Source organism: Frigoribacterium sp. AP1 (genome assembly GCF_056680555.1).
This window is the reverse complement of the sequence record NZ_CM155288.1, coordinates 716,833-742,872: the sequence shown is the minus strand read 5'-3', so window position 1 is coordinate 742,872 and position 26,040 is coordinate 716,833. Positions and strand designations below refer to the sequence as shown.

Annotated in this window: 30 protein-coding genes and 1 pseudogene; 16 read left to right on the top strand and 15 right to left on the bottom strand. The window is 72.3% G+C overall.

What is annotated here, in order from left to right:
- Positions 1-86: 86 nt before the first annotated feature.
- The 3 genes from AC1MBW_RS03560 to AC1MBW_RS03550 form a co-directional block, all read right to left on the bottom strand.
- Positions 87-1,601: an MFS transporter gene (locus AC1MBW_RS03560; protein ID WP_480025471.1), complete on the bottom strand. Its 1,515-nt coding sequence runs from the start codon at positions 1,599-1,601 to the stop codon at positions 87-89.
- A gap of 239 nt (positions 1,602-1,840) precedes the next feature.
- Positions 1,841-2,197, bottom strand: coding sequence for a PRC-barrel domain-containing protein (locus AC1MBW_RS03555; protein WP_043596802.1), 357 nt, complete (start codon positions 2,195-2,197; stop codon positions 1,841-1,843).
- Positions 2,198-2,269: 72 nt separating this feature from the next.
- Positions 2,270-2,956, bottom strand: coding sequence for an MOSC domain-containing protein (locus tag AC1MBW_RS03550; protein WP_480025470.1), 687 nt, complete (start codon positions 2,954-2,956; stop codon positions 2,270-2,272).
- Between the two features lie 155 nt (positions 2,957-3,111).
- Between AC1MBW_RS03550 and AC1MBW_RS03545 the strand changes: the two genes are divergently transcribed.
- Complete coding sequence (locus tag AC1MBW_RS03545) at positions 3,112-4,560, top strand: exonuclease domain-containing protein (RefSeq protein ID WP_480025469.1); 1,449 nt, start codon at positions 3,112-3,114, stop codon at positions 4,558-4,560.
- Positions 4,561-4,844: 284 nt separating this feature from the next.
- Here the strand turns inward: AC1MBW_RS03545 and AC1MBW_RS03540 are convergent, their stop codons facing one another.
- Both AC1MBW_RS03540 and AC1MBW_RS03535 read right to left on the bottom strand, forming a co-directional pair.
- Positions 4,845-5,558 carry an ANTAR domain-containing protein gene (locus AC1MBW_RS03540; RefSeq protein WP_480025468.1) on the bottom strand — a complete coding sequence of 238 codons (714 nt, stop codon included), beginning with the start codon at positions 5,556-5,558 and terminating at the stop codon, positions 4,845-4,847.
- A gap of 43 nt (positions 5,559-5,601) precedes the next feature.
- Entirely contained in the window at positions 5,602-6,285 is a 684-nt protein-coding gene (locus tag AC1MBW_RS03535; protein ID WP_480025467.1) for a GAF and ANTAR domain-containing protein, read from the bottom strand.
- Positions 6,286-6,418: 133 nt separating this feature from the next.
- Here AC1MBW_RS03535 and AC1MBW_RS03530 point away from each other — a divergent pair, with 133 nt between their 5' ends.
- The 4 genes from AC1MBW_RS03530 (at position 6,419) to AC1MBW_RS03515 (ending at position 8,640) form a co-directional block, all read left to right on the top strand.
- A complete protein-coding gene (locus tag AC1MBW_RS03530; RefSeq protein ID WP_054146262.1) occupies positions 6,419-6,871 on the top strand; it encodes a VOC family protein in 453 nt (150 codons plus the stop codon).
- Between the two features lie 142 nt (positions 6,872-7,013).
- Positions 7,014-8,174 carry an inorganic phosphate transporter gene (locus AC1MBW_RS03525; protein WP_480025466.1) on the top strand — a complete coding sequence of 387 codons (1,161 nt, stop codon included), beginning with the start codon at positions 7,014-7,016 and terminating at the stop codon, positions 8,172-8,174.
- A gap of 2 nt (positions 8,175-8,176) precedes the next feature.
- Positions 8,177-8,449: a hypothetical protein gene (locus AC1MBW_RS03520; RefSeq protein WP_480025465.1), complete on the top strand. Its 273-nt coding sequence runs from the start codon at positions 8,177-8,179 to the stop codon at positions 8,447-8,449.
- A 35-nt stretch (positions 8,450-8,484) separates the two neighbouring features.
- The gene (locus AC1MBW_RS03515) at positions 8,485-8,640 is read left to right on the top strand and encodes a hypothetical protein (protein ID WP_157485592.1); all 156 of its coding nucleotides are present in this window, start codon (positions 8,485-8,487) and stop codon (positions 8,638-8,640) included.
- Positions 8,641-8,726: 86 nt separating this feature from the next.
- On the opposite strand, the gene AC1MBW_RS03510 is transcribed toward AC1MBW_RS03515, so the two are convergent.
- Positions 8,727-9,218: a hypothetical protein gene (locus tag AC1MBW_RS03510; protein WP_480025464.1), complete on the bottom strand. Its 492-nt coding sequence runs from the start codon at positions 9,216-9,218 to the stop codon at positions 8,727-8,729.
- 343 nt (positions 9,219-9,561) lie between these two features.
- On the opposite strand from AC1MBW_RS03510, the gene AC1MBW_RS03505 reads away from it, so the two are divergent.
- The 3 genes from AC1MBW_RS03505 to AC1MBW_RS03495 are packed head-to-tail and all read left to right on the top strand — an operon-like array spanning position 9,562 to position 11,545.
- Positions 9,562-10,518 carry a hypothetical protein gene (locus AC1MBW_RS03505; RefSeq protein WP_480025463.1) on the top strand — a complete coding sequence of 319 codons (957 nt, stop codon included), beginning with the start codon at positions 9,562-9,564 and terminating at the stop codon, positions 10,516-10,518.
- Complete coding sequence (locus tag AC1MBW_RS03500; protein ID WP_480025462.1) at positions 10,515-10,949, top strand: phage holin family protein; 435 nt, start codon at positions 10,515-10,517, stop codon at positions 10,947-10,949. Before AC1MBW_RS03505 ends, AC1MBW_RS03500 begins: the two co-directional genes overlap by 4 nt.
- Positions 10,946-11,545, top strand: a complete 600-nt coding sequence (locus AC1MBW_RS03495) for a DUF3618 domain-containing protein (protein WP_480025461.1) — start codon at positions 10,946-10,948, stop codon at positions 11,543-11,545. The genes AC1MBW_RS03500 and AC1MBW_RS03495 overlap by 4 nt, the downstream gene beginning before the upstream one ends.
- 83 nt (positions 11,546-11,628) lie before the next feature.
- Here AC1MBW_RS03495 and AC1MBW_RS03490 read toward each other — a convergent pair whose 3' ends face one another.
- Positions 11,629-12,582 carry a manganese catalase family protein gene (locus AC1MBW_RS03490; protein WP_054146268.1) on the bottom strand — a complete coding sequence of 318 codons (954 nt, stop codon included), beginning with the start codon at positions 12,580-12,582 and terminating at the stop codon, positions 11,629-11,631.
- Positions 12,583-12,754: 172 nt separating this feature from the next.
- On the opposite strand from AC1MBW_RS03490, the gene AC1MBW_RS03485 reads away from it, so the two are divergent.
- Positions 12,755-13,879, top strand: coding sequence for an AI-2E family transporter (locus tag AC1MBW_RS03485; RefSeq protein ID WP_480025460.1), 1,125 nt, complete (start codon positions 12,755-12,757; stop codon positions 13,877-13,879).
- 214 nt (positions 13,880-14,093) lie between these two features.
- Here the strand turns inward: AC1MBW_RS03485 and AC1MBW_RS03480 are convergent, their stop codons facing one another.
- Positions 14,094-14,336: a hypothetical protein gene (locus AC1MBW_RS03480; RefSeq protein WP_480025459.1), complete on the bottom strand. Its 243-nt coding sequence runs from the start codon at positions 14,334-14,336 to the stop codon at positions 14,094-14,096.
- Between the two features lie 60 nt (positions 14,337-14,396).
- The gene (locus AC1MBW_RS03475; RefSeq protein WP_054146271.1) at positions 14,397-14,594 is read right to left on the bottom strand and encodes a hypothetical protein; all 198 of its coding nucleotides are present in this window, start codon (positions 14,592-14,594) and stop codon (positions 14,397-14,399) included.
- Positions 14,595-14,799: 205 nt separating this feature from the next.
- On the opposite strand from AC1MBW_RS03475, the pseudogene AC1MBW_RS03470 reads away from it, so the two are divergent.
- Positions 14,800-15,324, top strand: a pseudogene (locus AC1MBW_RS03470) (DEAD/DEAH box helicase); the annotation flags it as partial.
- A 382-nt stretch (positions 15,325-15,706) separates the two neighbouring features.
- The gene (locus AC1MBW_RS03465) at positions 15,707-16,507 is read left to right on the top strand and encodes a RecQ family zinc-binding domain-containing protein (RefSeq protein WP_480025458.1); all 801 of its coding nucleotides are present in this window, start codon (positions 15,707-15,709) and stop codon (positions 16,505-16,507) included.
- A gap of 55 nt (positions 16,508-16,562) precedes the next feature.
- Here the strand turns inward: AC1MBW_RS03465 and AC1MBW_RS03460 are convergent, their stop codons facing one another.
- Positions 16,563-17,258 (bottom strand): esterase/lipase family protein, encoded by a 696-nt coding sequence (locus tag AC1MBW_RS03460; RefSeq protein ID WP_480025457.1) that lies wholly within the window; start codon positions 17,256-17,258, stop codon positions 16,563-16,565.
- Between the two features lie 38 nt (positions 17,259-17,296).
- Positions 17,297-18,463, bottom strand: a complete 1,167-nt coding sequence (locus AC1MBW_RS03455; protein ID WP_480025456.1) for a LysM peptidoglycan-binding domain-containing protein — start codon at positions 18,461-18,463, stop codon at positions 17,297-17,299.
- A gap of 180 nt (positions 18,464-18,643) precedes the next feature.
- On the opposite strand from AC1MBW_RS03455, the gene AC1MBW_RS03450 reads away from it, so the two are divergent.
- Complete coding sequence (locus AC1MBW_RS03450; RefSeq protein WP_123518567.1) at positions 18,644-18,820, top strand: CsbD family protein; 177 nt, start codon at positions 18,644-18,646, stop codon at positions 18,818-18,820.
- Between the two features lie 93 nt (positions 18,821-18,913).
- Here AC1MBW_RS03450 and AC1MBW_RS03445 read toward each other — a convergent pair whose 3' ends face one another.
- Entirely contained in the window at positions 18,914-20,119 is a 1,206-nt protein-coding gene (locus AC1MBW_RS03445) for a GDSL-type esterase/lipase family protein (RefSeq protein WP_480025455.1), read from the bottom strand.
- A 207-nt stretch (positions 20,120-20,326) separates the two neighbouring features.
- Here AC1MBW_RS03445 and AC1MBW_RS03440 point away from each other — a divergent pair, with 207 nt between their 5' ends.
- Positions 20,327-21,001: a DUF4232 domain-containing protein gene (locus AC1MBW_RS03440; protein WP_480025454.1), complete on the top strand. Its 675-nt coding sequence runs from the start codon at positions 20,327-20,329 to the stop codon at positions 20,999-21,001.
- Positions 21,002-21,309: 308 nt separating this feature from the next.
- Here the strand turns inward: AC1MBW_RS03440 and AC1MBW_RS03435 are convergent, their stop codons facing one another.
- A complete protein-coding gene (locus AC1MBW_RS03435; RefSeq protein WP_480025453.1) occupies positions 21,310-21,993 on the bottom strand; it encodes a DUF4166 domain-containing protein in 684 nt (227 codons plus the stop codon).
- Positions 21,990-22,625, bottom strand: coding sequence for an SRPBCC family protein (locus AC1MBW_RS03430; RefSeq protein ID WP_480025452.1), 636 nt, complete (start codon positions 22,623-22,625; stop codon positions 21,990-21,992). The genes AC1MBW_RS03435 and AC1MBW_RS03430 overlap by 4 nt, the downstream gene beginning before the upstream one ends.
- Before the next feature lie 77 nt (positions 22,626-22,702).
- Here AC1MBW_RS03430 and AC1MBW_RS03425 point away from each other — a divergent pair, with 77 nt between their 5' ends.
- The 3 genes from AC1MBW_RS03425 (at position 22,703) to AC1MBW_RS03415 (ending at position 25,345) form a co-directional block, all read left to right on the top strand.
- Positions 22,703-23,332, top strand: a complete 630-nt coding sequence (locus AC1MBW_RS03425) for a maleylpyruvate isomerase N-terminal domain-containing protein (protein ID WP_480025451.1) — start codon at positions 22,703-22,705, stop codon at positions 23,330-23,332.
- Between the two features lie 223 nt (positions 23,333-23,555).
- Complete coding sequence (locus AC1MBW_RS03420; RefSeq protein ID WP_480025450.1) at positions 23,556-24,506, top strand: alpha/beta fold hydrolase; 951 nt, start codon at positions 23,556-23,558, stop codon at positions 24,504-24,506.
- Positions 24,503-25,345 carry an acyl-CoA thioester hydrolase/BAAT C-terminal domain-containing protein gene (locus AC1MBW_RS03415; RefSeq protein ID WP_480025449.1) on the top strand — a complete coding sequence of 281 codons (843 nt, stop codon included), beginning with the start codon at positions 24,503-24,505 and terminating at the stop codon, positions 25,343-25,345. The genes AC1MBW_RS03420 and AC1MBW_RS03415 overlap by 4 nt, the downstream gene beginning before the upstream one ends.
- 143 nt (positions 25,346-25,488) lie before the next feature.
- Here the strand turns inward: AC1MBW_RS03415 and AC1MBW_RS03410 are convergent, their stop codons facing one another.
- Positions 25,489-26,016: a GNAT family N-acetyltransferase gene (locus AC1MBW_RS03410; RefSeq protein ID WP_480025448.1), complete on the bottom strand. Its 528-nt coding sequence runs from the start codon at positions 26,014-26,016 to the stop codon at positions 25,489-25,491.
- Between the last annotated feature and the right edge of the window lie 24 nt (positions 26,017-26,040).

The window sequence follows — 26,040 nt, the reverse complement described above, 5'->3', positions numbered from 1 at the left end:
TGCCTCACGTTTCTTGGTGCCGCCCGAACGAGGAGGCCGGGTTCGCATCCCGGCCCCACCCGCTCGTGGGCGGCATCAGGAGGGCGCTACCCGCGCTGCTGCGGGACGCGACGCGGCAGGGCGAACACCAGCACGAACGAGGCCAGGGCGAAGATCGCGCTCACGAGCATGGCGTGGGCTGCTGCGTCGGTGAACCCGGTGGCGACGTCGGCCGGCGTCCGACCCGAGATGGTCAGCGTCCCGAAGAGCACGCTGCCGATGATCGCGATGCCGACGGCCGAGCCGATGCGCTGGATGGCCGAGATGACGGCGCTGGCCGAGCCGGCGTCCTGCCGGTCGACCGTCGCCACGATGAACTGCACGTTCGGCGCGATGAAGAAGCCGTTGCCGAGGCCGGCGAGCAGCAGCGGCACCAGCAGCATCCAGTTGGTCAGGTCGGAGGCGTCGACCGTCACGAGCACGAGCCACATCCAGGTGAGGCCGACGGTGACGAGCGCCGTGCCGAGGATCAGCACGCCGCGCCCGAGCCGGGCCGCGATGCGGTTGCTCTGCGACGAGCTGATGATGCTGCCGACCGCGAACGGGATCGCCACGGCGCCCGAGGCCAGTGCGCTGTGGCCGAGTCCGGACTGCCAGAGCAGCGAGATCGTGAAGAAGATGCTGGTGAAGGCCGCGAAGTAGACGAGCGCGAGCACGACGCCCCCGGTGAACGACGGGTGGGCGAAGAGCTTCGGCGGGACGAGGGGGGTCTTGCCGCGCTTCGTGTACGCGACCTCCCACAGCCCGAACAGGGCGAGCAGCACGACACCGGCGGCGATGGTCAGGTAGGTCCACAACGGCCAGCCCTCGTCCTGCCCCTGGATCAGCGGCACGAGCAGGGCGACGAAGGCGCCCGAGACCAGCACGAGGCCGATCCAGTCGAGCCCGCGGTCGGGGCGGGGCACCGATTCGTCGCGCTTGGGCAGCAGTACCGCGGCGGCGATCAGGGTGATGATGCCGAACGGCAGGTTGACGTAGAACACGAGACGCCAGCCGTTCTCGTCGCCGAACGCCTGGATGATCAGACCGCCGATGATCGGGCCGAGCGCCGACGAGACGCCGATGACGGCACCCATGATGGCGAAGGCCTTGCCGCGCGAGCGACCGGGGAACAGCAACTGGATGAACGCCGTCACGGCGGGCACGAAGATTCCGCCGGCCAGTCCCTGCACGACGCGGAACACGACGAGCTGGGTGTCGTCCTGGGCGAGGCCACAGGCGAGCGAGGCGAGCGTGAAGAGCAGCACGCCCGTGAAGTAGACCCACTTGTGGCCGATGCGGTCGCCGATGCGTCCGGCGGGGATCAGCGCGAGGCCGAAGGCGAGCGCGTACCCCGAGATGATCCACGACAGGGTCGACTCCGAGGCGTCGAGCGTCGTGCGGATCGTCGGCAGGGCGACGTTGACGATCGTCGTGTCGAGCAGGGCGATGAACATGCCGAGCAGCAGGGCGACGAGGGCGTACCAGGCGTGACGCGGCACGCCGGCGGGCTGGCCGGGGCCGGGCCCGGGGGAGGACGCCGAGGAGGCGCGGGTCGAGGGGGCGGCGGAGGCGTCGGTCATGGGGGAGCCTTTCGGGCAGCGGCACGGGCCGTGAGGCGAGGCGAGGGGTGTGGGGCGGCACGGGGCCGGAGCGCGTGACGGCGGCGTCGGGGCGAGCGCGGGACGCAGGAGGCGCTGGTCACCGACCAGCGCCTCCTGATTTTTGCACGTTCTGCACTCGAGTGCGCACCGCCGTCACCACGGACGCCGAAGGGCCCCGCCGACTCGGCGGGACCCTTCGGGCGGAGACGGTGCCGCGGTCAGCGGCGGCCGAGGCGGCGTTCGCCTGCGGCACCGGTCTGGTACACGAGGCCGTAGTGCTCGAACACGGCGGGCTCGCGGGCGGCCTCGAGCTCGCCGTCGGTCTCGATCGACGGGGCGTCCTTGACGAGCTTCTTGGCGAACTGCACCTTGAGGTGCTTGGGGGCGACGACCGCGCCCTGCAGCGGGACGAAGACCAGGCGCGAGCGGCCGAGCAGGCCGGCCGTCACCGTGGCGAAGGCGGGCTGGTCGGCGGCGGTGTCGAAGTAGATGCTCTCGAGCGAGCCGACCTTGTCGCCGTCGGGGTCGACGACGGGCATGCCGATCCAGTCGCGGATGTTCTCGGCTTCGAACATGGGGTGCCTCCTCTGGCGCGGGCCCCGTCCGGGCCCTCGTCGTCGAGGTTAGTGGAGCGCGTCCCCCCGCGCTCAGGCGGGGACGCGCCCTCGCAGGGCCTTCTCGGCGAAGCCCCGGACCTCGTCGGTGAGCCTCAGGCGATCGGGCCCGTCGACGGCCGCGAGCAGGGCCTCGGCCCGGTCCGGATCGAGCCCGGTGAAGGCCTCTCCGATCGTCACCCCGTGCGACGGGCGCGACAGCACGGTCACCGGGTCACCGGCCTCGACGGGCCCCGCCTTCACCACCCGCAGGTACGTGCCGGGACGCCCTTCGGCGAAGAACCGCTTGACCCACTGCGTCTCGCCGAGCCGCCGGGCGAACGTGCCGCACGGGATGCGCGGCTTGGTGACCTCGAGCACGAGGGTCTCGCCCACGGCCCAGCGCTCGCCGATCACGGCGCCGGTGACGTCGATGCCCGACGTCCGCAGGTTCTCGCCGAACAGCCCCGGCGTCACCTCGCGTCCGAGCAGGTCGGCGAAATGGGACGCGTCCTCGTCGGCGAAGACGTACACCGCCTGGTCGAGGCCGCCGTGGTGCTTGCGGTCGGCCTGGACGTCCGCGCGGAGGCCGAGCGGGCGCACGTGCACGGGCCCGTCGACGGGGCGCTTGTCGATCGCGGTCACGCCGATCGTGCCCGAGTCGGGCAGCAGGGCGGACACCCGGCAGACGGCCGTGACGGAGGCGGTCGCGGCGGTGACGAGGGCGGGGGCGGCGGTCATGCCCACCATCGTGGCGGACGAGGCGACCGACGGGAAGCGCCGACCCGCGCCTCCTGAGCCCGCGTCCCCCGACCGCCCCACGACGGGTGTCACCCGATTGCGGGCTGGCTGCCCATCGGGCAACCTGCCAGGCTCGGCGCGACGAAAGGGATGACATGGTTCACGGCGGCTACGCGGTCATCGACGTCGAGACGACCGGTCTCTGGCCCGGGCGGCACCACCGGGTCATCGAGATCGGCATCGTGCACCTCGACGCCCACGGTGAGGTCGAGGCATCGTTCGAGACCGTCGTCGACCCCTCGCGCGACCTCGGACCCATCCACGTGCACGGCCTCCGAAGCGCCGACGTGCGCGGCGCGCCCCGGTTCGAGCACATCGTCGACGAGCTCTGCGACCGTCTGCGCGGACGGGTCGTCGTCGCGCACAACGCCCGCTTCGAGGCGCAGTTCCTCGCCGCCGAGTTCGCGCGCCTCGGACTGGTCTCGCCGCTCGGGCCCGACGGTGCGGGCGCCCTCTGCACGATGAAGCTCGCCCCCACGTACCTGCCCGGTAGCGGTCGGACGCTCGCCGACTGCTGCGCGGCCCTCGACGTCGACCTCTCCGTCGCCCACGAGTCCCTGGCGGACGCGACCGCGACGGCCCGCCTGCTGTCCGCGTACCTGCGCATGGGCGACGCCCAGTCGGGCTGGTGGCAGGACTGGGGCCGCTACGCCGCCCTGCAGCAGTGGCCGACCGCCGAGACCCCGCGGACCACCCCGCACCCCGGGTTCGCAGGAGGCGCGGGCGGCGCCGACGACGGAGGCCACGGTCCCGGCCGCGCGGCCTGGCGGTCCCGTCGGCGCGTCGCCCGGGTGCCCGAGCTCACACCCGACCCCTCGGCAGGCGCGGAGCCGAGGTTCCTCGAGCGGGCGACCGAACTGCTGCCCCGACTCGACCTCGGTCGTCGGCAGGACCAGTACGCGGCCATGCTCGACAAGGCCTTGTCCCACGGGTACCTGTCGACGGCCGAGGGGGGCAACCTCACGACCCTCGCCGCCCAACTCGACCTCGACGAGCCGTCGCGGGTCGTGCTGCACGACCGCTACTTCGCCTCGCTCGTCTCGACCGTGTGGGCGCACGACGTGCTCTCCGACGACGAGCGTCGGCAGGTGGACGCGGTGGCCGAGATGCTCGGCATCGCCCCGCACCGACGCGACGCGGCCCTCGTGCCGTCGGTGCTCGAGCGCGCACCCCGTCCGGCGGACGACGACGAGCTCGACGAGTTCGAGGTCATCGAGGGACTCGACGAGTCCCTCGGGGCTGCGTCCGAGCCCCGGACGCCGACCCTCGCCCGCCCCGACGTCGGTCCGCTGGCACCCGGCGCGCACGTCGCGCTCACGGGATCGCTCAGTCAGGGGCGGGACGCACTGGCGCGCACGCTCGAACGGGCCGGACTGGTGGTCTGGCCGGCGGTCACGACCGAGACGTCCCTGGTCGTCGCGGCGGACGTCGCCTGTCCGTCGGGCAAGGTGCGGAAGGCCCTGCGCTACGGCGTCCCCGTGGTCGACGAGACGCAGCTGCCGTTCGTGCTGGCCCGTTCGCGGCGTTCGCGCACCGCGGCCTGACGCCTGGGCTCGCGCACTTCGGCTCGATGCTCGGGAGCCACGAGACCCTTCCTAGAGGGCGGGATCGTCCTCGAGATGGTCTTCGGTGTCGAGTGACGGCCACCCGGGTAGCTGGTCGGTGGCTGTCTCGTCGAGCGGGTTGCGGGGCATCGGTTCCATCGGATCAGGGTTCACGGGGGGCTCCAGTCAGGCCGCCTCCGCGAGGTGCGAGAGGAGGGCGACCGGGGTCTGGGGCTGCCGGGGCCCACCGTACGCGCCTCGGGGGGCTGCGCCTAGCGCATCGGTCAGACGGTCAGGCGCTGCGCCACGACGTCGGCCGCGACCTCGACCAACGGGAGGCGGTTCGCCCGGGCGTACCGCCGGATGCGCTGGAACGCCTCGTCCATGTCGACGGACTGCGTGTACGACACGACGCCCTTGGCCTGCTCGATCACGATGCGACTGTCGAGGGCCCGCTGCAACTGGTCCCTCGTGGAGTCGATCTCGCGAAGCGCGCGCTCCTGCAGGATGCTGATCGTCGCGACGTCGGCCAGCGCCTGGGCGGCCGTCGCGTCGTCCTCGTTCAGGACGCCGGTCGTGTCGCGGAAGAGGTTGAGCGAGCCCAACGTCTGGTCGCGAAGCCGCAGGGGGATGGCGTGCACCGAGCCGTAGCCCGAGTCGCGTGCGAGGTCGGCGAAGACGGGCCAGCGCTCGTCGATTTCGCCGAGGTCGGGGACCGAGACGACCGAGCCCGTCGTGTACGACTCGACGCAGGGGCCCTCGCCGGCACGGAGTTGCAGCAGCCCGAGGAGCTTGCTGCGTTCGTTGGTCGAGGCGATCACCTCGAGCTCGCCGGTCGAACCGGCGAGGATGATGCCGGCGTCGGCGGCGTCGAAGAGGGCCGTGGTGCGCTCGACGAGCATCTGCAACACGTCGATGGTGTCGAAGCCGGTCACGAGCGAGTCCGCGAGCGTGACGAACGTCTGCAGGAGCTGGGTCTCTCTGTCGCGGTCGGTCACGGGCGTCAGCCTAGGCCGTGTCGCCGACGACCGTCGTCGTGCCTCACGAGAAGTCCAGTCGCCGCAGCACGATCTCACTGGCGATCTCGCGCAGCGCTCGACCGCTCGACCAGGCGTGGCCGCGGATGACGAGCAGGGCCTCGTCGACGCTGACGCCGAGCTGGACCATGACCATGCCCGAGGCCTGGTGCACCTCACGGGGGAAGGTGGTGGGGAAGAGGCTGTCGTCACCCGCCTCGAGGGCCTCGAGCGCCCGGGTGAGGACGCTCTTGCCGGCGATGCAGGCGAGCGTCGTGGCCTGGTCGACCTCGTCGTCGGTCAGTTCGCGGCGGTCGTCGCTGTAGAGGTCGACGGCCCCGAGGTCGAGTCGACCGTACGAGAGGGGGAAGGCGGCGACGCTCGCGACGCCGGCTCCGCTCAGGGCGGTGGCGGCGGCGGGCCACGCCTGTGGTGGGGCGGTCGCGAGATCGGGTTCGATCACCGGACGGTTCGTGCGGTGGGCCTGCCAGCAGGGCCCCTCGCCGAGGTCGAACTGGATCTCGTCCCGGCGGGCCGAGGGGGGGTCGCTCGCGCAGACCGCGCCGGTGCCCAGGGGGCCACCGAGGGTGGAGACGGCCGCTCCGGTCACGCCGAACGTGTCGAGGAAGGGCCGACACAGGTCGCTGCCCACGCCGGTGGCCCGGGCGAGCAGGGCGGCGGCCGCACGGACGGCGCTCGCCTCAGCCACGTCGGGCCTCGTGCGCGTCGCGCGTCGAGGGATGAGGTGGAGACGGGTACACGGGTTCCTCCACTAAGGCCCAGGGGCCATCGGCACGACTCTAGCGGGTCGTCGCTCCGGCAGGCGGGGGTTGGATGACGCCATGAGCGACCCCATCGTCACGCCCCGCGGCTTTTCACACGTCCGACTCACCGTGACCGACATCCACCGCAGCAAGGCCTTCTACCAGGAGCTGTTCGGGATGCGCCCGGGCAGCGACTTCAGCGACCAGATCGACGACCCGACGATCCACGACGACCCGCAGCGCACCTACGGCGGCTGCTCGTTCAGGTTCGCGGACCAGACGCTCGGGCTCCGACCCGTCGCGCCCGCCGGGGACCGCTTCGATCCCGACCGCGTCGGGCTCGACCACCTGAGCTTCTCGGTGGGATCGGTCGACGAGCTGCACGAGGCCGTCCGGCGCCTGGACGAGCTGGGCGTCGAACACGGCGAGGTGACGCCGTTGCCGGCCTTCGGGCTGGTGATCCTGTCCCTGCAGGACCCCGACGACGTCAACCTCGAGCTCGCCGCACCGCACCCCGACGGCAGGTCGTGAGCCCCCCGGGTCGATTTGCATGATGTGCAAGATTCTTTCGTCGTTCACTTTCCCCCTCGTCCGGGAGGCCTAGCGTCACATCGGGGCGATCGTGCCGCGGTCACCGATCGGCGACCGACGGTCCTCCAGGAGGGCGGTACCGATGGACGTGTTCGTCACCGTGATGCTCGTGATCGTCATCGCGCTGGTCTTCGACTTCACGAACGGCTTCCACGACACGGCGAACGCCATGGCGACCTCCGTCGCCACCGGCGCCCTGAAGCCCAAGGTCGCCGTCCTCATCTCGGCCGTGCTCAACCTGGTGGGCGCGTTCCTCTCCACCGAGGTCGCGAGCACGGTCTCGAACGGCATCATCCGCGAGGGCGACGGAGGGGTGCAGGTGACGCCCGTCATGATCTTCGCGGGTCTCGTGGGCGCCGTCATCTGGAACCTCGCCACCTGGTACCTCGGACTGCCGTCCAGCTCGTCCCACGCACTCTTCGGCGGCCTGATCGGTGCGGCCGTCATCGGTGCCGGGGTCGGTGCGGTCGACTTCGACGTGGTCCTGTCGAAAGTCGTGCTGCCGGCCCTGATCTCGCCCGTCGTGGCCGGCGTCGTCGCGCTGGTCGCCACGTACGCGGCCTACCGGGTCACCAGACAGGCCACCCTGCGGGGGTCGACCGCCGGATTCCGGCACGGACAGACCGTCAGCGCCTCCCTGGTCTCGCTGGCGCACGGCACCAACGACGCCCAGAAGACGATGGGTGTCATCACGCTGACCCTGATCGCCGCCGGCTACCAGGGAGCCGGCACCGCCCCGCCGCTGTGGGTGGTCCTCGCCTGCGGCCTAGCCATCGCGCTCGGCACCTACCTCGGCGGCTGGCGCATCATGCGGACCGTCGGGAAGCGGATCACCGACGTGCAGGCGCCGCAGGGGTTCGCGGCCGAGACGAGTTCGGCGGCGACCATCCTGATCTCGTCCCACCTCGGCTTCGCGTTGTCGACGACCCAGGTGACGTCGGGGTCGATCGTCGGGGCGGGGCTGGGCAAGAAGCTCGCCACGGTGCACTGGGGCGTCGTGGGCAAGATCGCCTCGGCCTGGGTGCTCACCCTGCCGGCCGCCGCGCTGGTCGGGGGGCTCTCGGCCTGGCTCGCGAGTTCGAGCACGGCGGGCCTGGTGGTGGTCGCGGTGCTCGCCCTGGCCGGCGGACTCGCCTTCGCCTTCCTCGCTCGACGGCACCCGGTGACGCACGAGACCGTGAACGACAGCGACGACGCTCCGGCCGCCGAGCAGGTCGGCGCGAGCCGCGGACGAGGGGAGTGACCATGTTCTTGGGAATCGACTGGGGCGCCTTCGTGGTCGTTTTCGTGACCGCGCTCGCCGTGACCGCCGTCATCGTGACCTCGTTCGCGCTGGGCATCCGTCTGTTCGCCGACGGCGCCGTGGAGTCCGACGGCGGGTCCCGTGCCGTCGCGTCGAACACGCACCCGTCGCGGTCGAGACCACTGACGGCCACGGTCGGCGGCGGGCTGTGCTTCGCCGTGGGGACGGCTGCCGTGCTCTTCGGGCTCTGGATGATCGTTCCCCAGTTCCATTGACACCCCGGGCGGCGGGCTCGGAGTAGCGTGCGGGCATGACCAACGACAACGGCATCCCCGACGGCTCGACCGACATCACCGAGGACGACAAGAAGTACACGGAAGACCTGGCCGACGGGTCGAAGCAGGGTCTCGTCGACGACTCCGAGGAGAGCGACGACAGCGAGGTCTCGGACGGCAAGGACAGCTAGCCACCCGGGCTCCGGCCCCGAGAAGTCACGACATGCCGCTCACGTTCGTCCGTGAGCGGCATGTCGTGTCTTGCCGACGAGGTCGGTCAGCGACGGTTCAGCAGACCGGCGAGGGGCCGCTGCTGCTCGCCCTGCTGGGCGCCGAGGACGACGAGAACACCCGTCAGCACGGGCGTCACCCACTGCAGGACCTTCTGCTGGCGCTGGGCGCTCGCCAGCGCCTTCGACGAGTCCGCCCCGGGCTCGGTCGTGCCCTCGGCGCCCTCGGACGCGTGCTTCGCCATGCGGGCGCCGGCGAGGGCGGACCACACGGTGGTGCCGGCGGCCGCGACGGTCAGCGCGAGCTTGACGCCCGTGTTGGCCCGCCCCTCCTTCTGGGTCGCGAGGCGGCCCTTGTTCGAGACGATCAGTCCGGCGCCGCCGATGCCGTGCACGACGATCGCGGTGACCTGCAACGGGGCCCACTTGGCCCAGCCGAGCGACGACAGGGTCAGGCGTTCGACGGGGTCCTTCGCGCCGGCCGCGGCGCCGTTGAGGCCGACGGCGCCCATCAGGCTGCCTCCGAACCAGGCGGCCATGCCGAGGTCGTGCATGCTGCGGATGACGGTGTCGCGTCCTGCCGTGGTGTTCTCCTTGAGGTGGATTCGGGGGAACGGACACGCGACGTCAGGGTCACGAGCCGGTCCTCGTGGACCGTACGCCGCGTGGCCTGGGGCAGATGCGCCCGGTGGGCCCCGTCGGCCGTCGGTCGGAACGGGCTTCGCGTCCCGTCCGCGCGTTCGACGGCAGGCCGCGGATGTCAACCCCCTGAGCCGTTCTCGGAATCTCCGGCCACCGTCCCCCGACAGGGGGACAGAGTGACAGGTCCGACCCCGATCCCGACCGTCACCAGGCGGTCGCCGACGATCCGAGAGGCACGACATGAGCGACGACAAGCGCTACGACGGAGACCCGTCCACCCCGGTCTACGACCGCACCACCGGAGGGCAGCCGCAGCCCGGTGTCGCGTCCGGCCACGACCACCTGCGCCGCGACGACGCCGTGACCGATCTGGGTGACCAGGTCGGCGCGTACGCCGACATCACGGACCCCGACGCCACCGCCAGCGACTTCAGCGCCACCGGTGCCCCGGTCGTCGTGGAGCACCCCGCGCACGACCACACCGGACCCGATGCCGGATCCGGCGCCGCCGACACCGCGAAGGCCAAGGCCGGCGCCGCGAAGGACGAGGCGGCAGGCGTCGCCGACGACGCGAAGTCCGCGGCCTCCGACGTCGCCGGCAGCGCCAAGGAGCAGGCCTCGAAGGTCGCCTCCGAGGCCACCGGCCAGGCGAAGCAGCTCTTCGGCCAGGCGACCGGTGAGCTCAAGGAGCAGGCCGGCGCCCAGCAGGAGAAAGCTGCGGCGGGCCTCCGTCAGGTCGGCGAGCAGCTCGGCTCGATGGCCGACTCGGCCGACAGCGGTGTCGCGGGCGAGCTCGTCCGCACCCTGTCCGGTCGCGCCCACGGCGTCGCCGGCTGGCTCGAAGGTCGCGACCCGGGCAGCCTGCTCGACGACGTGAAGTCGTACGCGGCCCGCAAGCCCGGCACCTTCATCGCCATCGCCGCGATCTCGGGCCTGCTCGCCGGACGCGTCGTGAAGTCGCTGACGGCCGAGGCCAAGGACGAGCACGCTGCCACGACCGAGACGGCAGGAGGCGCGGCGAGCCAGCCCGCGCCTCCTGCGTCCGATCCCGTGCCGAGCCGTCTCGTCGGTGACGTCGGCCCCGTGGCGGGCGAGTACGACGTCGTCACCGAGGGCGACGTCCCCGGCTTCGGGAAGCAGACGCCGGACACCAGCGTGCCCACCACGTGGCCCGGCACCTCGGGGACGCGCGCGTGAGCGACCCGTTCCTCGAGCCGGTGTCGACGTCGCCCGCCCCCGAGGAGAAGGCCGCGACGACGTCGCTCGGCGACCTGCTCACCGGCGTGACCGGCGACATCTCGACGCTCTTCCGCCAGGAGGTCGAGCTGGCCAAGGCCGAGCTGACGGAGTCGGCCAAGAAGGCCGGCAAGGGCGCGGGCATGTTCGGCGGAGCCGGGCTCACGGCCCTCTTCGCCCTGCTGTTCGTCTCGCTGGCCGCCATGTGGGGCCTGGGCGTGCTGATCGGCCTCGGCTGGTCGTCCCTGATCATCGCGGTCGTCTACGCGATCGTCGCCCTCGTGCTGTTCCTGCGCGGGAAGAAAGAACTGAAGAGCATCAAGGGGGCACCGAAGACGGTCGACTCCCTCAAGAAGATCCCCGAGACCGTGACGCCTGGAGGCACCGCATGAGCACCACCGACCAGAACGGCAGCAGCCGGACGCCCGACGAGATCCGCGCCGAGATCGAGCGCACGCGCGCCGGCCTCAGCTACGACGTCGACGCCCTCGCCGACAAGGTGAACCCGTCGAGCATCGCCCACCGTCAGACCGAGAAGGTGAAGAGCCGCTTCTCGGGCGTCAAGGAGTCCGTCATGGGCGCGGCGCACGACGCGGCCTCGACCACCCAGGGTGCCGGTCACGACGCCGCGGGCAGCGTCTCGGACGCCTCGTCGGCGGCCGTGCGGAAGGCCAAGGGCAACCCGCTCGCCGTCGGCCTGATCGCCTTCGGCGCGGGCTGGCTCGTGTCGTCGCTGATCCCCGCCACGGAAAAGGAGAAGGAGCTCGTCTCCGACGCCAAGGACGCGGCGGGCCCGGCGCTCGACTCGGTCAAGGGAGCGGCGCAGGACGTGGCGTCGAACCTGAAGGAACCGGCTCAGGAGGCGTTCGCGTCGGTCAAGGGCACGGCGCAGGACGCCGCCTCGACCGTGAAGGACGACGCCTCGAGCGCCGCGGGCGACGTGAAGGACAGCGCCCAGCAGTCGAAGGAGAACGTGCAGGGGGCCTGACCTCACCCGCACGCGTCCCCACGGACGCAGGAAGGCCCGCCCCGACGAGAGTCGGGGCGGGCCTTCCTCTGTGACGGGTCGGGTCAGCTCGCGGTAGGACCGTAGTACGACTCGATCTCCTGCAGCTCGAGGTCGGCCGTGGCCTGGATGAGCTCGAGCAGGTCGGCGTCGAGGCCGGGCGAGAACTCCTCGAGGCGCTCGGGGCTGATCGTCGACGGCACGCCCTGCGGGGCCTGCTCGGTGGCGGTCAGCTCGGTGCCGTCGTTCGAGGGCGACGGGCCACGGAAGATCTTGCTCGCCTCGCTCTTGCCGTCGAGGTCGAAGCTGTACTGCTTGCTCTGCAGACCGAGGTCGAGCAACTTCTTCACCTCGGGGAACTTCTCGGCGTTCGTCTTCGGGATCGGCAGCAGCTTGTTCCAGTTCACCCCGAGCGACTCGAGCGCCTTGGCGTAGGCGTTCTCGTGTGCCTGGTCGCGGACGATCAGGTACGCGAGGGTGCTGCGGGCGACCGCGTTGTCGGTCATCTCGTAGATGCGGCACTTCTGCAGACGGCCCGTCGACTCGAGCATGACGTTGTACAGCAGGTCGAGCGGCAGGTTGCCCGAGTTGTAGACGTAGCTGCCGCTCCACGGGTTGCCGACCGAGTCGACCGGCAGCGCGCCCTGGGCGCCCACGAGGTAGTGGTGGATGTTGCCCGTGTCGAGCGCGATGTTCAGCGGGGTCGCTCCACCGGCACCGGGGGTGTCCAGCGGGTCGGTCAGCTTGCCGGTGTACTCGGGGCTGCCGTCGAGCAGACGCGAGATGGTCGTGCCGATCAGCTCGACGTGGCTGATCTCCTCCGTGCCGACGCCCTGGATCAGGTCGCGGTAGGGCTTGGCCGACGGGCCCCGGAAGTTCATGGCCTGGAAGAGGTACTGCATCATGGTGCGCATCTCGCCGAACTGGCCGCCGAGCCCCTCTTGCAGGGCGTTGGCGGCGGCGGGGTCGGGCTCGCCGTCGGCGATCTCGTTGATCCAGGTCTGTGCGTGGAAGTACATGGAGCCTCCTCGGTGTTCTGGCGACGCGTTGCCGTCTCCCTCAGCCTGCGCCCCGTCCGGGGGTCCGGTGACGGGTTGACGACCTTGCCAGCTGTCGTGTACCCCTCTGTCTGCACCCGCGCCTCCTCGGCGGTGTCGGCCCTCGGCGCGCCCGACGCGTCAGGATGGTCGGATGCCCTCGTCACCCCGCGCCCGTCTCGTGCGTCGATCGGCCGGCACCGCCGCGCCGAGCGACACCCCGCCCAGTCCGATGCAGCGCCCCGGGGCGTTCCGGTTCGGGCTCATCGCGACCCTCGGTGGCGGGCTCGGCGTCGGGATCATCGTCGCCCTGATGGCGTTGTCGACGATCCTCGTCTACATCGGGCTGGCGTTCTTCCTCGCGCTCGCCTTCGAGCCGGTCGTCCGACGCCTCGCCCGTGCCGGCGCCCCGCGGTGGGTCGGCGTGATCGTCGCCGTCGTGCTGGTCGTCGGGATCGTCGTGGGCATCGTCGCGGCCGTGGTGCCCGCGCTGATCGAGCAGATCGGGCACGTCGTGCAGACCGCACCCGGCGCCCTGCAGGACCTGTCGCGCCAGCCGTGGGTGCAGCAGGCCGTCGAGACCGTCGGGTTCGACGTCGACGTCGACGACGCCGTCGGGGCCGTCACCTCGTACCTGCTCGACCCCGACCAGCTGCTCGCCCTCGGCGGCGGACTGCTCGCCGTCGGCCAGGGGATCACCAACGCCATCACCGCGGTGATCGTCGTCGCGATCCTCACCCTCTACTTCGCGATCACGCTGCCGCAGATGCTGCGCTCTCTCAGCCGTGCCGTGCCGCGCAGCCACCGCGAGAACGTCATGAGCATCTCGGACGAGATCTTCCTGTCGGTCGGCCGCTACGTCGCCGGGCAGGTGGCGCTCGCCGCCGTCAACGCCGTGTTCGTCTTCGTCGTGCTGACGATCGCCGGCGGGCCGGTCCCGGTGCTCTTCGCGACCCTCGCCTTCCTGGGAGCCTTGATCCCCGTTGTCGGCACCGTCGTGGCCTACGTGATCATCATCGCCGCCACGATCACCGTCTCACCGGTCACCGCGGTCGTCGTCGGCATCGTGCTGCTCGTCTACGCCCAGGTCGAGGCCTACGTGCTGACCCCGCGGGTGATGTCGAAGGCCGTCGCGGTGCCGGGGGCCCTCGTCATCGTGGCCGCGTTCGGCGGAGGGGCGCTGGGCGGCGTCCTGGGTGCCCTCGTCGCCATCCCGATCGCGACGGCCGGAGTGGTCGTCTTCGAGCGGGTCGTCGTGCCCCGGCAGCAGCGCGTCTGACCGTCTCGCCGGCCGCCGCGAGCGACCACGTGGAGAGCTCTGCCGGGTGGGAGCCCGGCGGATTCAGGTCGCCGAGCCCCCAGGGCCACGGCGGGGGTCGTCGGTCGCTCGGACGACGGCGCAGGGCAGGGTCGGCGGGGTCTGGGCCTGCGATGACTGTAACCAGTTCGAGGCAGGATGTGAAGGCGTCGACGTCACCCGCGCCTCCTCGACGTCAGACGACGGGCCCCGATGGTCCGCCGGAGGGCGCTGGAGGGGTGGGCGCAGCCGGATCGTCGTCGCTGGCGAGCAACAGGTCGATGCGCAGCTCGCGCTCGCGTGTGTAGACCGTCAAGGCCCGGATCACCCAGAGCAGGGTGCGGATGAGGAGCACGCCCAGCGTGACGGCCAGGGCGAACACCACCACGAGGAAGACGGGGTAGAGGACACCGACGAGGGAGAAGCCGTTGGAGTACATCACTCGACGCTAGATCAGGACCGAGGCCTGGGGCTCCACCTCGCGGTGGAGCCCGGGGGCTCACTCCTCGGCGTCGGCCGGGCTCTCGTCGGCCTGGGCGGTCTCGTCCATGCGGTCGCGGAGGTGGTCGGCCATCGAGGCCGCACCTTCGTCGCCGTGGTCGGCCTCGACCTGTTCGATCAGGCCGCTCAGCTTCTCGTGGTCGGTGGCCTCGGTGGCGCCGTCCATGACGGGTTCGGTCTGCTTCTCGTCGCTCATGGACGGGACGCTACGCCCCGGGGGTCCGCGACGGCTGGACCCGCGCCTCCCGTCGTGACCGACGACTCGCATCGTGCGGCGAGGGGTACCATGCCCGTCCCGCGGCGGGTGGGGTACGCGAGGGCCGGGCATCGGCTGGCAGGCCTGCGCGTGTCGCTCCGCACGTGCCTGGGATGGACCTCTGCCCCACCGGAACGAGGACCACATGAGCACCACGAAGCGCCCCGCACGCAGCCGCACGAACCGCACCGACCGCACCGACGACATCACCCGTGCCGCCGCCGACCTCTTCGGTTGGAGCGACCTGCACCCCGCCCAGCTCGAGGCCCTCGAGGCGGTGGTCGCCGGACGGGACACCCTCGCGGTCATGCCCACCGGCTTCGGAAAGTCGGCGATCTACCAGGTGGCCGGCGCCGTGCTCGACGGGCCGACGGTCGTCGTCTCGCCCCTCATCGCGTTGCAGGCGGACCAGGTCGCCGGGCTCGTGGGTCGTCCCGACGCGCCGCCGGCCGTCGCCATCAACTCGGGCCACACCGACGCCGAGAACGAGGAGGGCTGGAGCCGTCTCGCCGCCGGCGAGGTCACCTACGTCTTCCTCGCCCCCGAGCAGCTCGCGCGGGACGAGACCGTCGACCGCCTGCGCGAGGCCGGGGTCGCCCTCGTCGTCGTCGACGAGGCGCACTGCGTGTCGTCGTGGGGCCACGACTTCCGGCCCGACTACCTGCACCTCGGCGAGGTCGTCGAGCGCCTCGGCGGCCCGACCGTGCTGGCGCTGACCGCGACCGGGTCGGGCCCGGTGCGCGACGAGATCGTCGAGCGACTGCGCCTCGACGACCCGCTCGTCCTGAGCCACGGCTTCGACCGCCCCAACCTCTCCCTCGAGGTCGTGCGGCACGAGGACGACGACGAGAAGGCCCGCGCCGTGGTCGAGCAGGTGGCCGCCTCCACGACGCCGGGCATCGTCTACGTCGCCACCCGCAAGGCGACCGAGCACTACGCCGCGGCGATCGCCGAGCGCTGCCCCGACCGCACCGTCGTCGGCTACCACGGCGGCCAGCGGTCGGCCGAGCGGGGAGAAGCTGCACGAGCGGTTCCACGCGGGCGAGGTCGACGTGGTCGTGGCGACGAGCGCGTTCGGCATGGGCATCGACAAACCCGACGTCCGGTTCGTCGTGCACGCCGACGTGCCCGACTCGCTCGACTCGTACTACCAGGAGATCGGTCGGGCCGGTCGCGACGGCGACCCCGCCACGGCGACCCTGCACTACCGGCCCGAGGACCTCTCGCTGAGGACGTTCTTCGCCTCGGGGCTGCCCGGGCGGGCCGACTTGCGTGGCGTCTTCACCGCGCTCTCGGCGGCGGGCCGGCCGGTCCGCCGGTCGGAGGTGGCGGACCAGCTGGCCCTCGGGGCGCGGACGGTCTCGCGTCTCATCGACCTGCTGCTCGAGGGTGGCGCGCTGTCCGAGTCGACGAAGGGGTTCGAGCCGGTCGACGGGTTCGACGCCCGGAGCGCGGCCGAGGCGGCGCGTGGGGTCGCCGAGACGCGCGACCGGGTCGAGCGCTCGCGCATCGAGATGATGCGCACCTTCGCCGAGGCTCCCGGCTGCCGGCGGCACTTCCTGCTCGGCTACTTCGGTGAGGAATCGCCCGAGCGGTGCGGCAACTGCGACGGCTGCCGGGCCGCCGAGAGGGCCGGTGACCCCGAGGAGGCGCGCGAAGGCGGGCAGGACGACGCCACCGACACCGCGCCTCCCGCGTTCGCGGCCGACGCCCGGGTCGTGCACGCGACCTGGGGCGAGGGCACCGTGATGAGCACGGACGCCGACCGCATGACGGTGTTCTTCGAGAGCGAGGGCTACAAGGTGCTGGCCGTGGCCGACGTGCTCGAGCGCGAGCTGCTCACGCCGGCCTGACCTGCTCGGCGGGTCCGGCCGTCAGGCGGGGTCGGCCGTCAGGTGGGACGGGCCGTCAGGCGAGCCCGGCGGCGGCGGCGAGCACGGTCGCGATCGTGCGGGGGTGGGCCAACACCCGGAAGTGCCCGCCCGTCTGGAGGCGGACGTTGATGGCGCCGGGCAGCTCGCTGCCCTCGGGGATGTGCGGGTCGAACTCGCCGAAGACCGAGGTGATGCGGCCGTTGACCGACTCGTCCCGGGCGAGCAGCATCGTCGTCGCGTCACGGGGCGAGAAGGCGCGGAGGGCGGGCAGCACCAGCCAGGTGGCGTAGCGCGACCCCGAGAACGGCGAGCATACGGCGACCATCGAGCGCACCCGGCGGGTCTCGTCGAGCAGCGCCATGAGGTACTTGCCGATCAGGCCCCCCTTGCTGTGGGCGACGATCACGACGTCGGTGAGTCCGTGGGCGAGCAGGTACGCGGCGACGTCGCGCGCGGTGGCCTCGACCGGACGGCTGTTCCAGCGGAGGTCGTCCAGCACGTGCACGGGATGGCCCTCGGCGTGGAGGCGTTCGATCATCGGCCGCAGGAAGGACCAGGTCTCCCACACGCCCGGGATCACGAGCACGGGCCGACCGGTGCCGCCCAGGTAGCGGTCGGGGTCGCGCGGACTCGTGACGGCGCGCACCTGCCAGACGGCGGCGTAGGCGTAGTCCTGCACCCACCACGCGGCGTGACGGACGAGCCGGCCGGGGGCGAGGTGGAGTCTCACCACTCGACCCTAGGCGTCGCCGTGCGGGACGTCCCGGGTCAGACGCTGTCGGGGTCGAGGACGAGCGTCGTGCCCTCGAACAGGTGCTGCGCGTCGTCGATGACCTGGAGGCCCTGGTTCATGTAGAGGAGCGCCGAGACCGAGATGCCGAAGCGCTGGGCGACGACGTCGATGAGGTCGTCGGGTGCGACGGTGTACCGCTTGGGGGCCCCGGACGCCGTGGTCGCCTCGAGCGTCCCCGAGGCGAAGGCCACCGCACCGGAGTCGACCGGGACGATGTTCGTCTGCCGCGGCGGCACCGACCAGGCGACCGACGAGACCGCGAGCACCTTGCCGGCCGAGATCTCGACGGGGACGTCCGAGGAGGTGCTGGTCGAGTGGACGACGAGCGCCGAGAGGTACGAGGGCTGGCTGATCGAGCCGAAGCTTCCCGAGGCCGCCGTCGGGGTCGTGACGGACGCTCCGAGCTCGACACCCCCGTCGCCGCCGTACGTGATGCCGTCGCCGACGGACGGGGCGACCTGGTAGAACGCGATCCCCACCGGGACGGGCAGGCTCGAGGTGGCGTTCGTGAGCTCGGTCGCGTAGGTGTCGTCGCCCCCGGCCACCACGCGGTAGTGCAGGTGGATGCTGCCCTTGGGGGAGGCGAGGTCGCCCTCGGCGACGACCGTGCCGGCCGCGACCGGGGTGATGAAGGGCGCCGGCACGGCGGCGTCCTGCGGCGGAGGGGTGGCCGCCCGGGGCGAGGGTGTCGCGGGGGTGGTCGGCGTCGGCGAGGGGGTCGCGCTCGGGGTGGGCGTCGAGGTGCGGGCGACCGTGGTCGGGCGCGCGGACTCCGTCGAGGCACCGGCCGCGAGCGGGGCCGAGTCGCTCGTGAAGAGGACTGCGCTCACGACGACGGAGACGAGGGCCGCGGCAGCGACGACGCCTCCGACGATCGCGAGGCGGCGGCGGCCGGACCGGGGTGCGGGTTCGTCGTCCTGGTCGTCGTCGGTCGCGCTCGCCGGGTCGGCCGACGACGCGGCCGCGGCACCGGCCGTGCCTGCGACGCCGCGGTGCGACCATGCGACGAGCCGGGGTCCGGTGCCGTCGGGCGCGTGGTCCGCCGCGGGGTCGTCGCCCGTGTCGGACGCGCGGGGCGCGAAGAGTTCGTGACCGGGCGTGACGTCGTCGTCGTCGCCCGCCCCTGGTGCGTGTCGTGCCATGGTGCCCCCTCGGCGATGATCCTAGGGGACGGGGTGGGCCGGGTCGAGACCGATCGGTCCGGTACCGGGGCGGGTACGAGCCTGGAACAGCCTGTGAACCCCGGCGGTGGGCGGACACCCGGCCTACCGTCACGGGAGTACCGGGTCAGTCCGGTCGACCCCACAACCAGGAGGTACGTCATGTCCGTTGGCGACAAGGCAAAAGATTTCGTCCAGAAGGCCGCCGGCAAGGCCGAAGAGGCCGTCGGCAAGCGCACGGACGACGAAGAGCTCACCAAGCAGGGCCACAAGGACCAGCACATGAGCGAAGAGCGTCTCGAGACCGAGAAGGCCAAGGACGACCTCGGCCAGAGCTGATCGTCCCGCCGACCCCGGTCGGCACCCCGGAGGGCCCGACATCCGCGGATGTCGGGCCCTTCGTCGTCCCCCCGGTCCCGACCGGGCGGGAACTCAGCCGCCGTCCGGCTCGTGCCGGAAGAGGTGCCGCTGCACCGCGAGGGCGAGCGCCCTCAGGGCCGTGGCGTCCTCGGTCGAGAAGCGCCGCGCCTCCGTGTCCATGACGCACAGCGCGCCGACGCGCTGACCGTCCGGGGCCTCGAGGGGGTAGCCGGCGTAGAACCGGATGCCGGGTTCGCCTGCGACGACCGAGTAGTCGGCGTAGCGCGAGTCCAGGCTGGCGTCCTCGATCACCAGGTGGCCGGTGCGGCGGATGGTCGTGTCGCAGAACGACTCGGAACGGGGCACGGACAGGGCGTCCGTCCCCGACACCGACCTCATCTCCTGGGTGTCGCGGCCGATCAGGGTGACCGCCGCGAGGGTCGTGCCGAAGAGCTGTCGGGCCCGGTCGGTGAGCTGGTCGAGTTCGGGGTCGTCGTCGGTTCCGCGGAGTCGCTCGAGTCGGTCGAGTGAGCGGAGGCGTGCCTTCTCGTCCGCCTGCACGGTGTCCTCGGCCGCCGGGCGGGCCGGGTCGAGCCCGTCGCTGATGTGCAGGGCGATCGGGGCGGCCCACCGGGCGTAGACGGGAGCGCTCTCGGCCTCGAAGGCGTGGCCCTCGGCCTCGGGCACGAAGACCATCGAGGGATGACCGGACACGACCCGCCGCATCACGTCGTTGAGGCGGACCGAGTTCCGGTCGACGAGCCGACCGAGTCGCGACGGGAAGTGCGGGTTCACGGTGAAGGACGGGATGCCGAGCACGTAGGTGGTGGTCGCCACGGGAGCACGGCTCGCCACGTCCGTCAGCAGGGCCGACAGGTCGTCGGCCCAGGTCGCGACGTCGATCAGCGACAGGGCTTCGTTCGCGCCGAACGACAACACGATGGCGTCGAAGCGCGCGAGGTCGATCTCGGCGACGGCCGCCGGGCCCTGCCGGACGGTCATCCGACCGTCGACGACGATGTCGACGTCCGTCGCCCGCCCGGTCAGCGCCGTCAGGCTGCGGGCGAGATGACCGGGGAGGCCGAGCTCGTGCGTCCGGACGCCGCGGCCCGTGGCCACTCCGTCACCCACCAGCAGCACGCGGTCGGGGTCGGTGCCCGACGCGTGCAGGTGGGGGGAGTCGGTCGCGACGACGTGGCGTTCCCACGAGTGGGGGCTCGCGGTGAGCCAGGTCCGGATCAGCGGGCGGGCGAGCGCGTGGGTGACGGCGGACAGCATGGAGGCCTCGCATCGGCGGGAGAGATGCCGTCACGGGGACGGCTCGAAGAAACCCCCGTCACGCGATCGACGATGCTGGCCTGGTGCGATGGAGCCTAGGCAGGGACCGCCCCCCGCGCATCCCGACGGCGGGGGGCTTGACAACGCGGTTCGCAGAGAGTTTTGCAGACTGTGCAAAAAGGGTGTTGATCGTGATTCGGTAGAAGCATGAACAGCTCGTTCCGTTCCCTCGTCCCCGCCGCGATCGTCGTGGCGTCCCTCGCCGTCGTCGTCTCGGGCTGCTCGTCGTCGGGCGGCTCCGAGACGACGGCGGCCCCCACCGTGACCGTCTCGGCCTCGCCGTCGACCGGGACGCCCACGCCGACCGCTGCCGCCACGGCGACGCCGGGCCCCGACGGGGCGTCCGGAGGCGGTGGTGACCTGGGCGACGGTGCCCCCGGTGACGCGTCCTCGCGGTGCACCGTGGGCGAACTCACCGCCGAGATCGCCGACGGAGGCGGGGGCGCGGCCGGCAGCTACGGCGTCGCGATCGTCCTGACGAACAGCGGCCAGCGGTCCTGCACCCTGCAGGGCTGGCCGGGCGTCTCGCTCGTCGGCGACGGGAACGGGACCCAGATCGGTGCCTCGGCCGCGCTCGACCGGTCGTCCTCACACGAGACCCACACGCTCGCCCCCGGTGGCGAGGTGCAGACCATCGTGCAGATCGCCCAGACGGGGAACTACGACGCGGCCGAGTGCCGGCCGCAGGCGACGGACGGGTTCCGCGTCTACCCGCCCGGCTCGCTCGAATCGATCTTCGTGCCCGCCTCGGGGTCGAGCTTCGAGGCGTGCGCGAACGCCCAGGTGCAGCAGATGACGGTCAGCGCGCTGGCCACCTTCTGACGCTGCGGACCGCGACGGGGCGGGTCGTCCTCGGGACGTGCGGGACGTGCGGGACGTGCGGGGCGGGCCGCCCCGCCGGACTCGACGACGGCCCGGCCCTCGGCGACCCGGTTTCGACGTCAGTGTCCGAGGCGCCGTGGGAGGCGGCGTGGGAGTCGGCAAGTCCTGGTCGGTGCGGCAGCGCTGTTCCGGGATCGGCCTGGAAAGGGAGCGGCCGCGACAGGGGTCAGGAGATGCCGACGCGCTTCGGGGTGGGGGCTTGCTCGTGACCCCGTTCGATCCCCGTGGTCGGGCCGCGCCTGCCGGGCCTAGAGACGGGCCTCGGTGCGTCTCGGCTTCAGCCGGGCGGGCGCGTCGGCGGCCGCCACCCACTCGCAGGTGAACGTGCCGCGGTAGCCGAAGAGGAACCCGAGACGGTGGTTGTGCACCTCGAGGTCGACGTGGAACGACCCGTCCTCGTCCGACCACCACTCGTGCAGCTCGGCCCGGCCGCTGAAGAGCATCGGGAAGCGGAACGAGACGGGGCCCTCGTGGAAGCGCTGCGCCTCCGAGCGGAGCACGAGGCCGCCGCGGTCGTCGACCGTCAGGTCGAGGTCGACCGCGAGGTGCTGGTGCGTGCCGAGGTAGTCGAGCACCCGCCCGCGGTCGAGCACCATCGTCGCGTCGAAGCGGACCGGGCGTCGGCCAACGCGGCGGCGCGGCACGGTGTACGAGCGGACGAAGGTGACGGTCTCGCGGCCGAGCCCGTCTCGGTACGGGTAGTTCTCGATGACGAAGGGCACGTCGTGGCCCACGTCGGGCACCAGGATGTTGCGCAACCGCCCGATCTGCAGGAACGGCACCGTCCACCACGGGCCCCGCCGGATCGACGACATGACGCCCCGGCCCACGCAGGCCTCGCCCGAGTCCAGACCGACGCCGAATCGGCGCTGCATCATCGGGTGCAGGCGCGCGAACTCGTCGCCGAGGGCCTGCTCGAAGATCGACGTCATCGGGGTGACCGCCTCGCGGGGTCGGGCAGCGTGGCCAGGGTGACCGGCGCCTCCCGCAGGTGGTCGCCCGACCGCGTGCCGCCCGCGGGCGCACGCAGGGTGCGGGAGGCGCGGGGCCGGTCCCGACGCCAGAACGCGAGGGCGCTGGCGAGCGGCCACCGCTCCGGCTCGCGGCCGGTCTCGAGCCAGAGGCGCAGGCGGTCGAAGCTGAACGCCGTCGCCCAACCGAGCAGCGGACGCACGACCAGGTCGAGCGGACCCCAGCCCGAGTCGTAGTCGTACCCGGTGACGAAGCGGGTCCGTCCGTCGGCGGTCGGCAGGTAGCGCCAGTACCCGCGCCCGGCCCGGATCGGCGAGAGGACGTCGTCGGTCGCGAAGCGCAGGGCGGACGTGCGCGAGCCGTCGGCGCCGTGGCGCTCGCCGATGCTGACGCCCGTGCCCTCCACGGTGTGGACGGGCGTGCGACGGACGTAGCGGAACGGTGTCGCCCCGTGGGCGTCCGGCGGCCCGGGGGTGATGTTCGAGAAGCGGACGTCCCAGCGGACGTGCTGCGTGGGGTCCTGCGTGGCGGCCCAGACCCGGTCGAGGTCGGCGTCGATCACGGTCTCGACGTAGATCTGACGTTTCCCCACGAGGGCGAGGCTAGGGCATGGTGACGGCCGGCGGAACGCCCTGGAACGCGGGTCGTGGCCGGATCTAGGCTCACCCCATGGACGAGCGCTTCGAGACGGTCCGCGACGCGTTCGGGGCGGCGGCGCGATGGTTCGCCGAGACGGTGCACGAGCTCGACCGGCCCCCGGCCCCGTGGGAGGCCCCGGCCCTCGGCGCGTGGAGCCGCCGTGACCTCGTCGGGCACACCTCGAGGGCCCTGCTCACGGTCGAGCAGTACCTGCGGCCGGGGTCGTCGGAGTCCGACCACCTCATCGTCGACTACTACCGGGCGGTCCGGGGCGGCCGCGCCGATCCGGACGAGGTCGCCGAGAGGGGGAGGCAGGCGGGACACGACCTCGGCGCCGACCTGCCCGAGAGCGTCGATGCCGTCGTGCGACGGGTGACCGGCGTGGTGGCCGGACGGACCGCGGACGCGCGGGTGGAGACGCCGGTCGGCGAGTGGCGGCTCGAGGAGTACCTGCCGACGCGCGTCCTCGAGCTCGTGGTGCACACGGGCGATCTCCGGACGGCCGGCGGGCTCGACGGGCAGGCTCCCGAGGTCGCGGGTCGTCAGGCGCTGGTCGTGCTCGGCGCCCTCGTGGCCGATGCTCCGGCGGCTGACGCACCGCGCCTCCTGTCGGCCCTGACGGGCCGCTCGGCGCTCGCCGCCGGGTACACGGTGCTCTGACGGGGCTGCCTCACCTGCCGTCGAACGACGGCGCGGGCCCTCAGTGGTTCGGGTTCTCCGCCGGTGTCGGTGTCGGCAATTCCGGGCTGGCGTTGCGGCCGGGTGCCGGGATCGGCGTGGGACGGGCGCGGCCGCGACAGGAGTCAGGATTTGCCGACGGGACGACCCGGCAGCCGCGCGGGGTTCGCCGCACGTGCGGTGGGTCGGTGACTACGGTGGCCGCATGACCTACCCGCCGCACGACCCGTATCGGACGGGTTTCCTCGAGACGACGGACGGCGCCTCGCTCTACGTCGAGGAGTCGGGGTGTGCCGACGGCGTCCCCGCCCTCTGGTTGCACGGCGGACCCGGCGGTTCGCTCGGTCGGGGCGGCTACCGACGATACTTCGATCCAGGGGCCTTCCGGTTGGTCGGCATCGACCAGCGCGGGTCCGGGCGCAGCACCCCCAACGTCGTCGACGACCTGGCCGGGCTCGAGCGGCACACGACACCGCGGCTCGTCGCCGACCTCGAGGAGGTCCGCGAACGGCTCGGCATCGAGCGCTGGGTGGTCGGCGGGGTCTCGTGGGGAACCACGCTCGCGCTCGCCTACGCCGAGGAGCACCCGGACCGCGTCCGAGCCCTGGCGCTCATGGCGGTCACGACCACGAGCCGCGAGGAGGTCGACTGGATCACCGAGGGGGTCGGACGGCTGTTCCCCGAGGAGTGGGCCGTGTTCGACCGCGAGAGCAGGAGGCGCGACGACGAGAGACCGGTCGACGCGTACGCGAGACGGCTGGCTTCCGACGACGAGGCCGATCGTGCGGCCGCCGCGGCGAGTTGGGACCGGTGGGAGAGCGTCCACGTCAGCCTCGACGACCCGGACTCCCGCGCGCAGGGGCACCTGGGGCCCGGGCGACGGGAGGCGTTCGCCACGCTCGTCACCCATTACTGGAGCAACGACGGCTTCTTGTCGGGCGAGCGGTCGGTCATGGCGCGGCTGCCACGGATCGATCGCGTTCCCGCCGCGCTCGTGCACGGCCGCCGCGATGTGAGCGGCCCCGCAGCCACTCCGTGGCGTTTGCATCGCGCCTGGCCGGCGAGCAGCCTCACCGTCGTCGAGGACGAGGGGCACGGCGGTCCGCGTCAGGTCGAGGTGCTCAGTGCAGCACTCGACGGGTTCGCTCGGCTGTGACGGCCCCGCCCGCCGTGCCCGGCCTCCGTCGGATCGACCTCGTCCGGCCCGACGGGGTGCGCTGGGTGCCCGAGCACCACTCGGGCGACGGCGTCCTCGTGCTGGCGGGATCGAGTGGGCGGGTGGACGTCGAGCGTGCTCGGCTCTTCGCGTCGCAGGGCTGCCTGGCCGAGTCGATCCGGTGGTTCGGGGGTGAGGGACAGAGTGTCGGGCCGTGGGACGTCCCGCTCGAGGCGTTCGTGGACCGGGTGGACGCCCTCGCGAGCGAGAGCGACCGGGTCTGGATCGTCGGGACGTCGTTCGGGGCCGAGGCCGCCCTGGTGACCGCCGCCCGAGCCCCGGAGGTGTCGGGTGTGGTCGCGTTCGCCCCGTCGGACGTCGTGTGGGCGGGCTACGACCCGGCCGGTGCCGAACGCTCGCACTGGTCGTGGGGTGGGGCACCCGTGCCGTTCGTGCCGGTCGACCAGGACGACTGGGGGACGGACGCGCTTCCTCACTTCTTGCCGGTGTACGAGCGGTCGCGACGGATGTTCGCGGACCGAGTGGCCGCGGCGGTGATCGCGGTCGAGCGGATCGCCGACGTCGTCGTGGTCGCGGGAGGTGACGATCAGGTGTGGTCGAGCGCGCAGCATGCGGAGAACATCCGGCGTCGGCGGGCGGAGCACGGTGCCGACACCGTCGTGGTGGCGGGCGCCGCTGCCGGGCACCGGACGATCCTGCCCGGGGAGTCGGTGGTGTGGGGCGGCTCGACCATGCGGCGGGGCGGCACCGAGGCCGCGGACCGAGAGCTCGGCGCGCGGGCGTGGACTGCGATCACCGCGTTGCTCGCGACGCCCTGAACCGCGACTGCCCGTCCACCCGCGTCTGCTCTTCCATCAGGGGGACCTCGCTCATCACTCGATCCGGTACCTACCGGATCAGGCGGGCGAACGGCAGCAGGGGTCTCGTCCTCGGAGGGAACAGCAGGGACCGTCTCGACGGATCACCGGCCTGTCGAGTCGTCGATCCGCTGGAACAGCACGTGGTCCTGCCAGCGTCCCGCGATCTCGAGGTAGGACGGCGCGATGCCGTACTGCTCGAAGCCGGCCTTCCGCAGGACACGTTGCGAGGCGACGTTGTGACGGAGCGTCCCCGCCTGGACGCGGTGGAGGCCGGCCTCGCCGAATGCCCAGTCGACGGCCTCGCCGACGGCCGACGTCATGATGCCCCGCCCGTTGCGGTCCTCCGACAGCCAGTAGCCGAGGTCGCAGGACCGGAACGGGCCCCGGGCGATCCCGCTCAGGGTCAGCCTGCCCACCACGGCGCCCTCGTCGACGATGACGAACGGCTGCGCCTCGCCCCGGGACCGTTGCGCCAGCAGCGACGAGATGACCGACAGTTGCCCCTCGGGCGTGAAGTAGGCGTCACCGCGCACGGGGTCCCAAGGAGCCAGGAACTCACGGTTGCGCGTCAACGCTCGTGCCAGCTCGGGGGCGTCTCGCGGGTCGATCAGGCGGAGGTGGGAGGACACCGGTTCACGCTACCGCCGGAGATG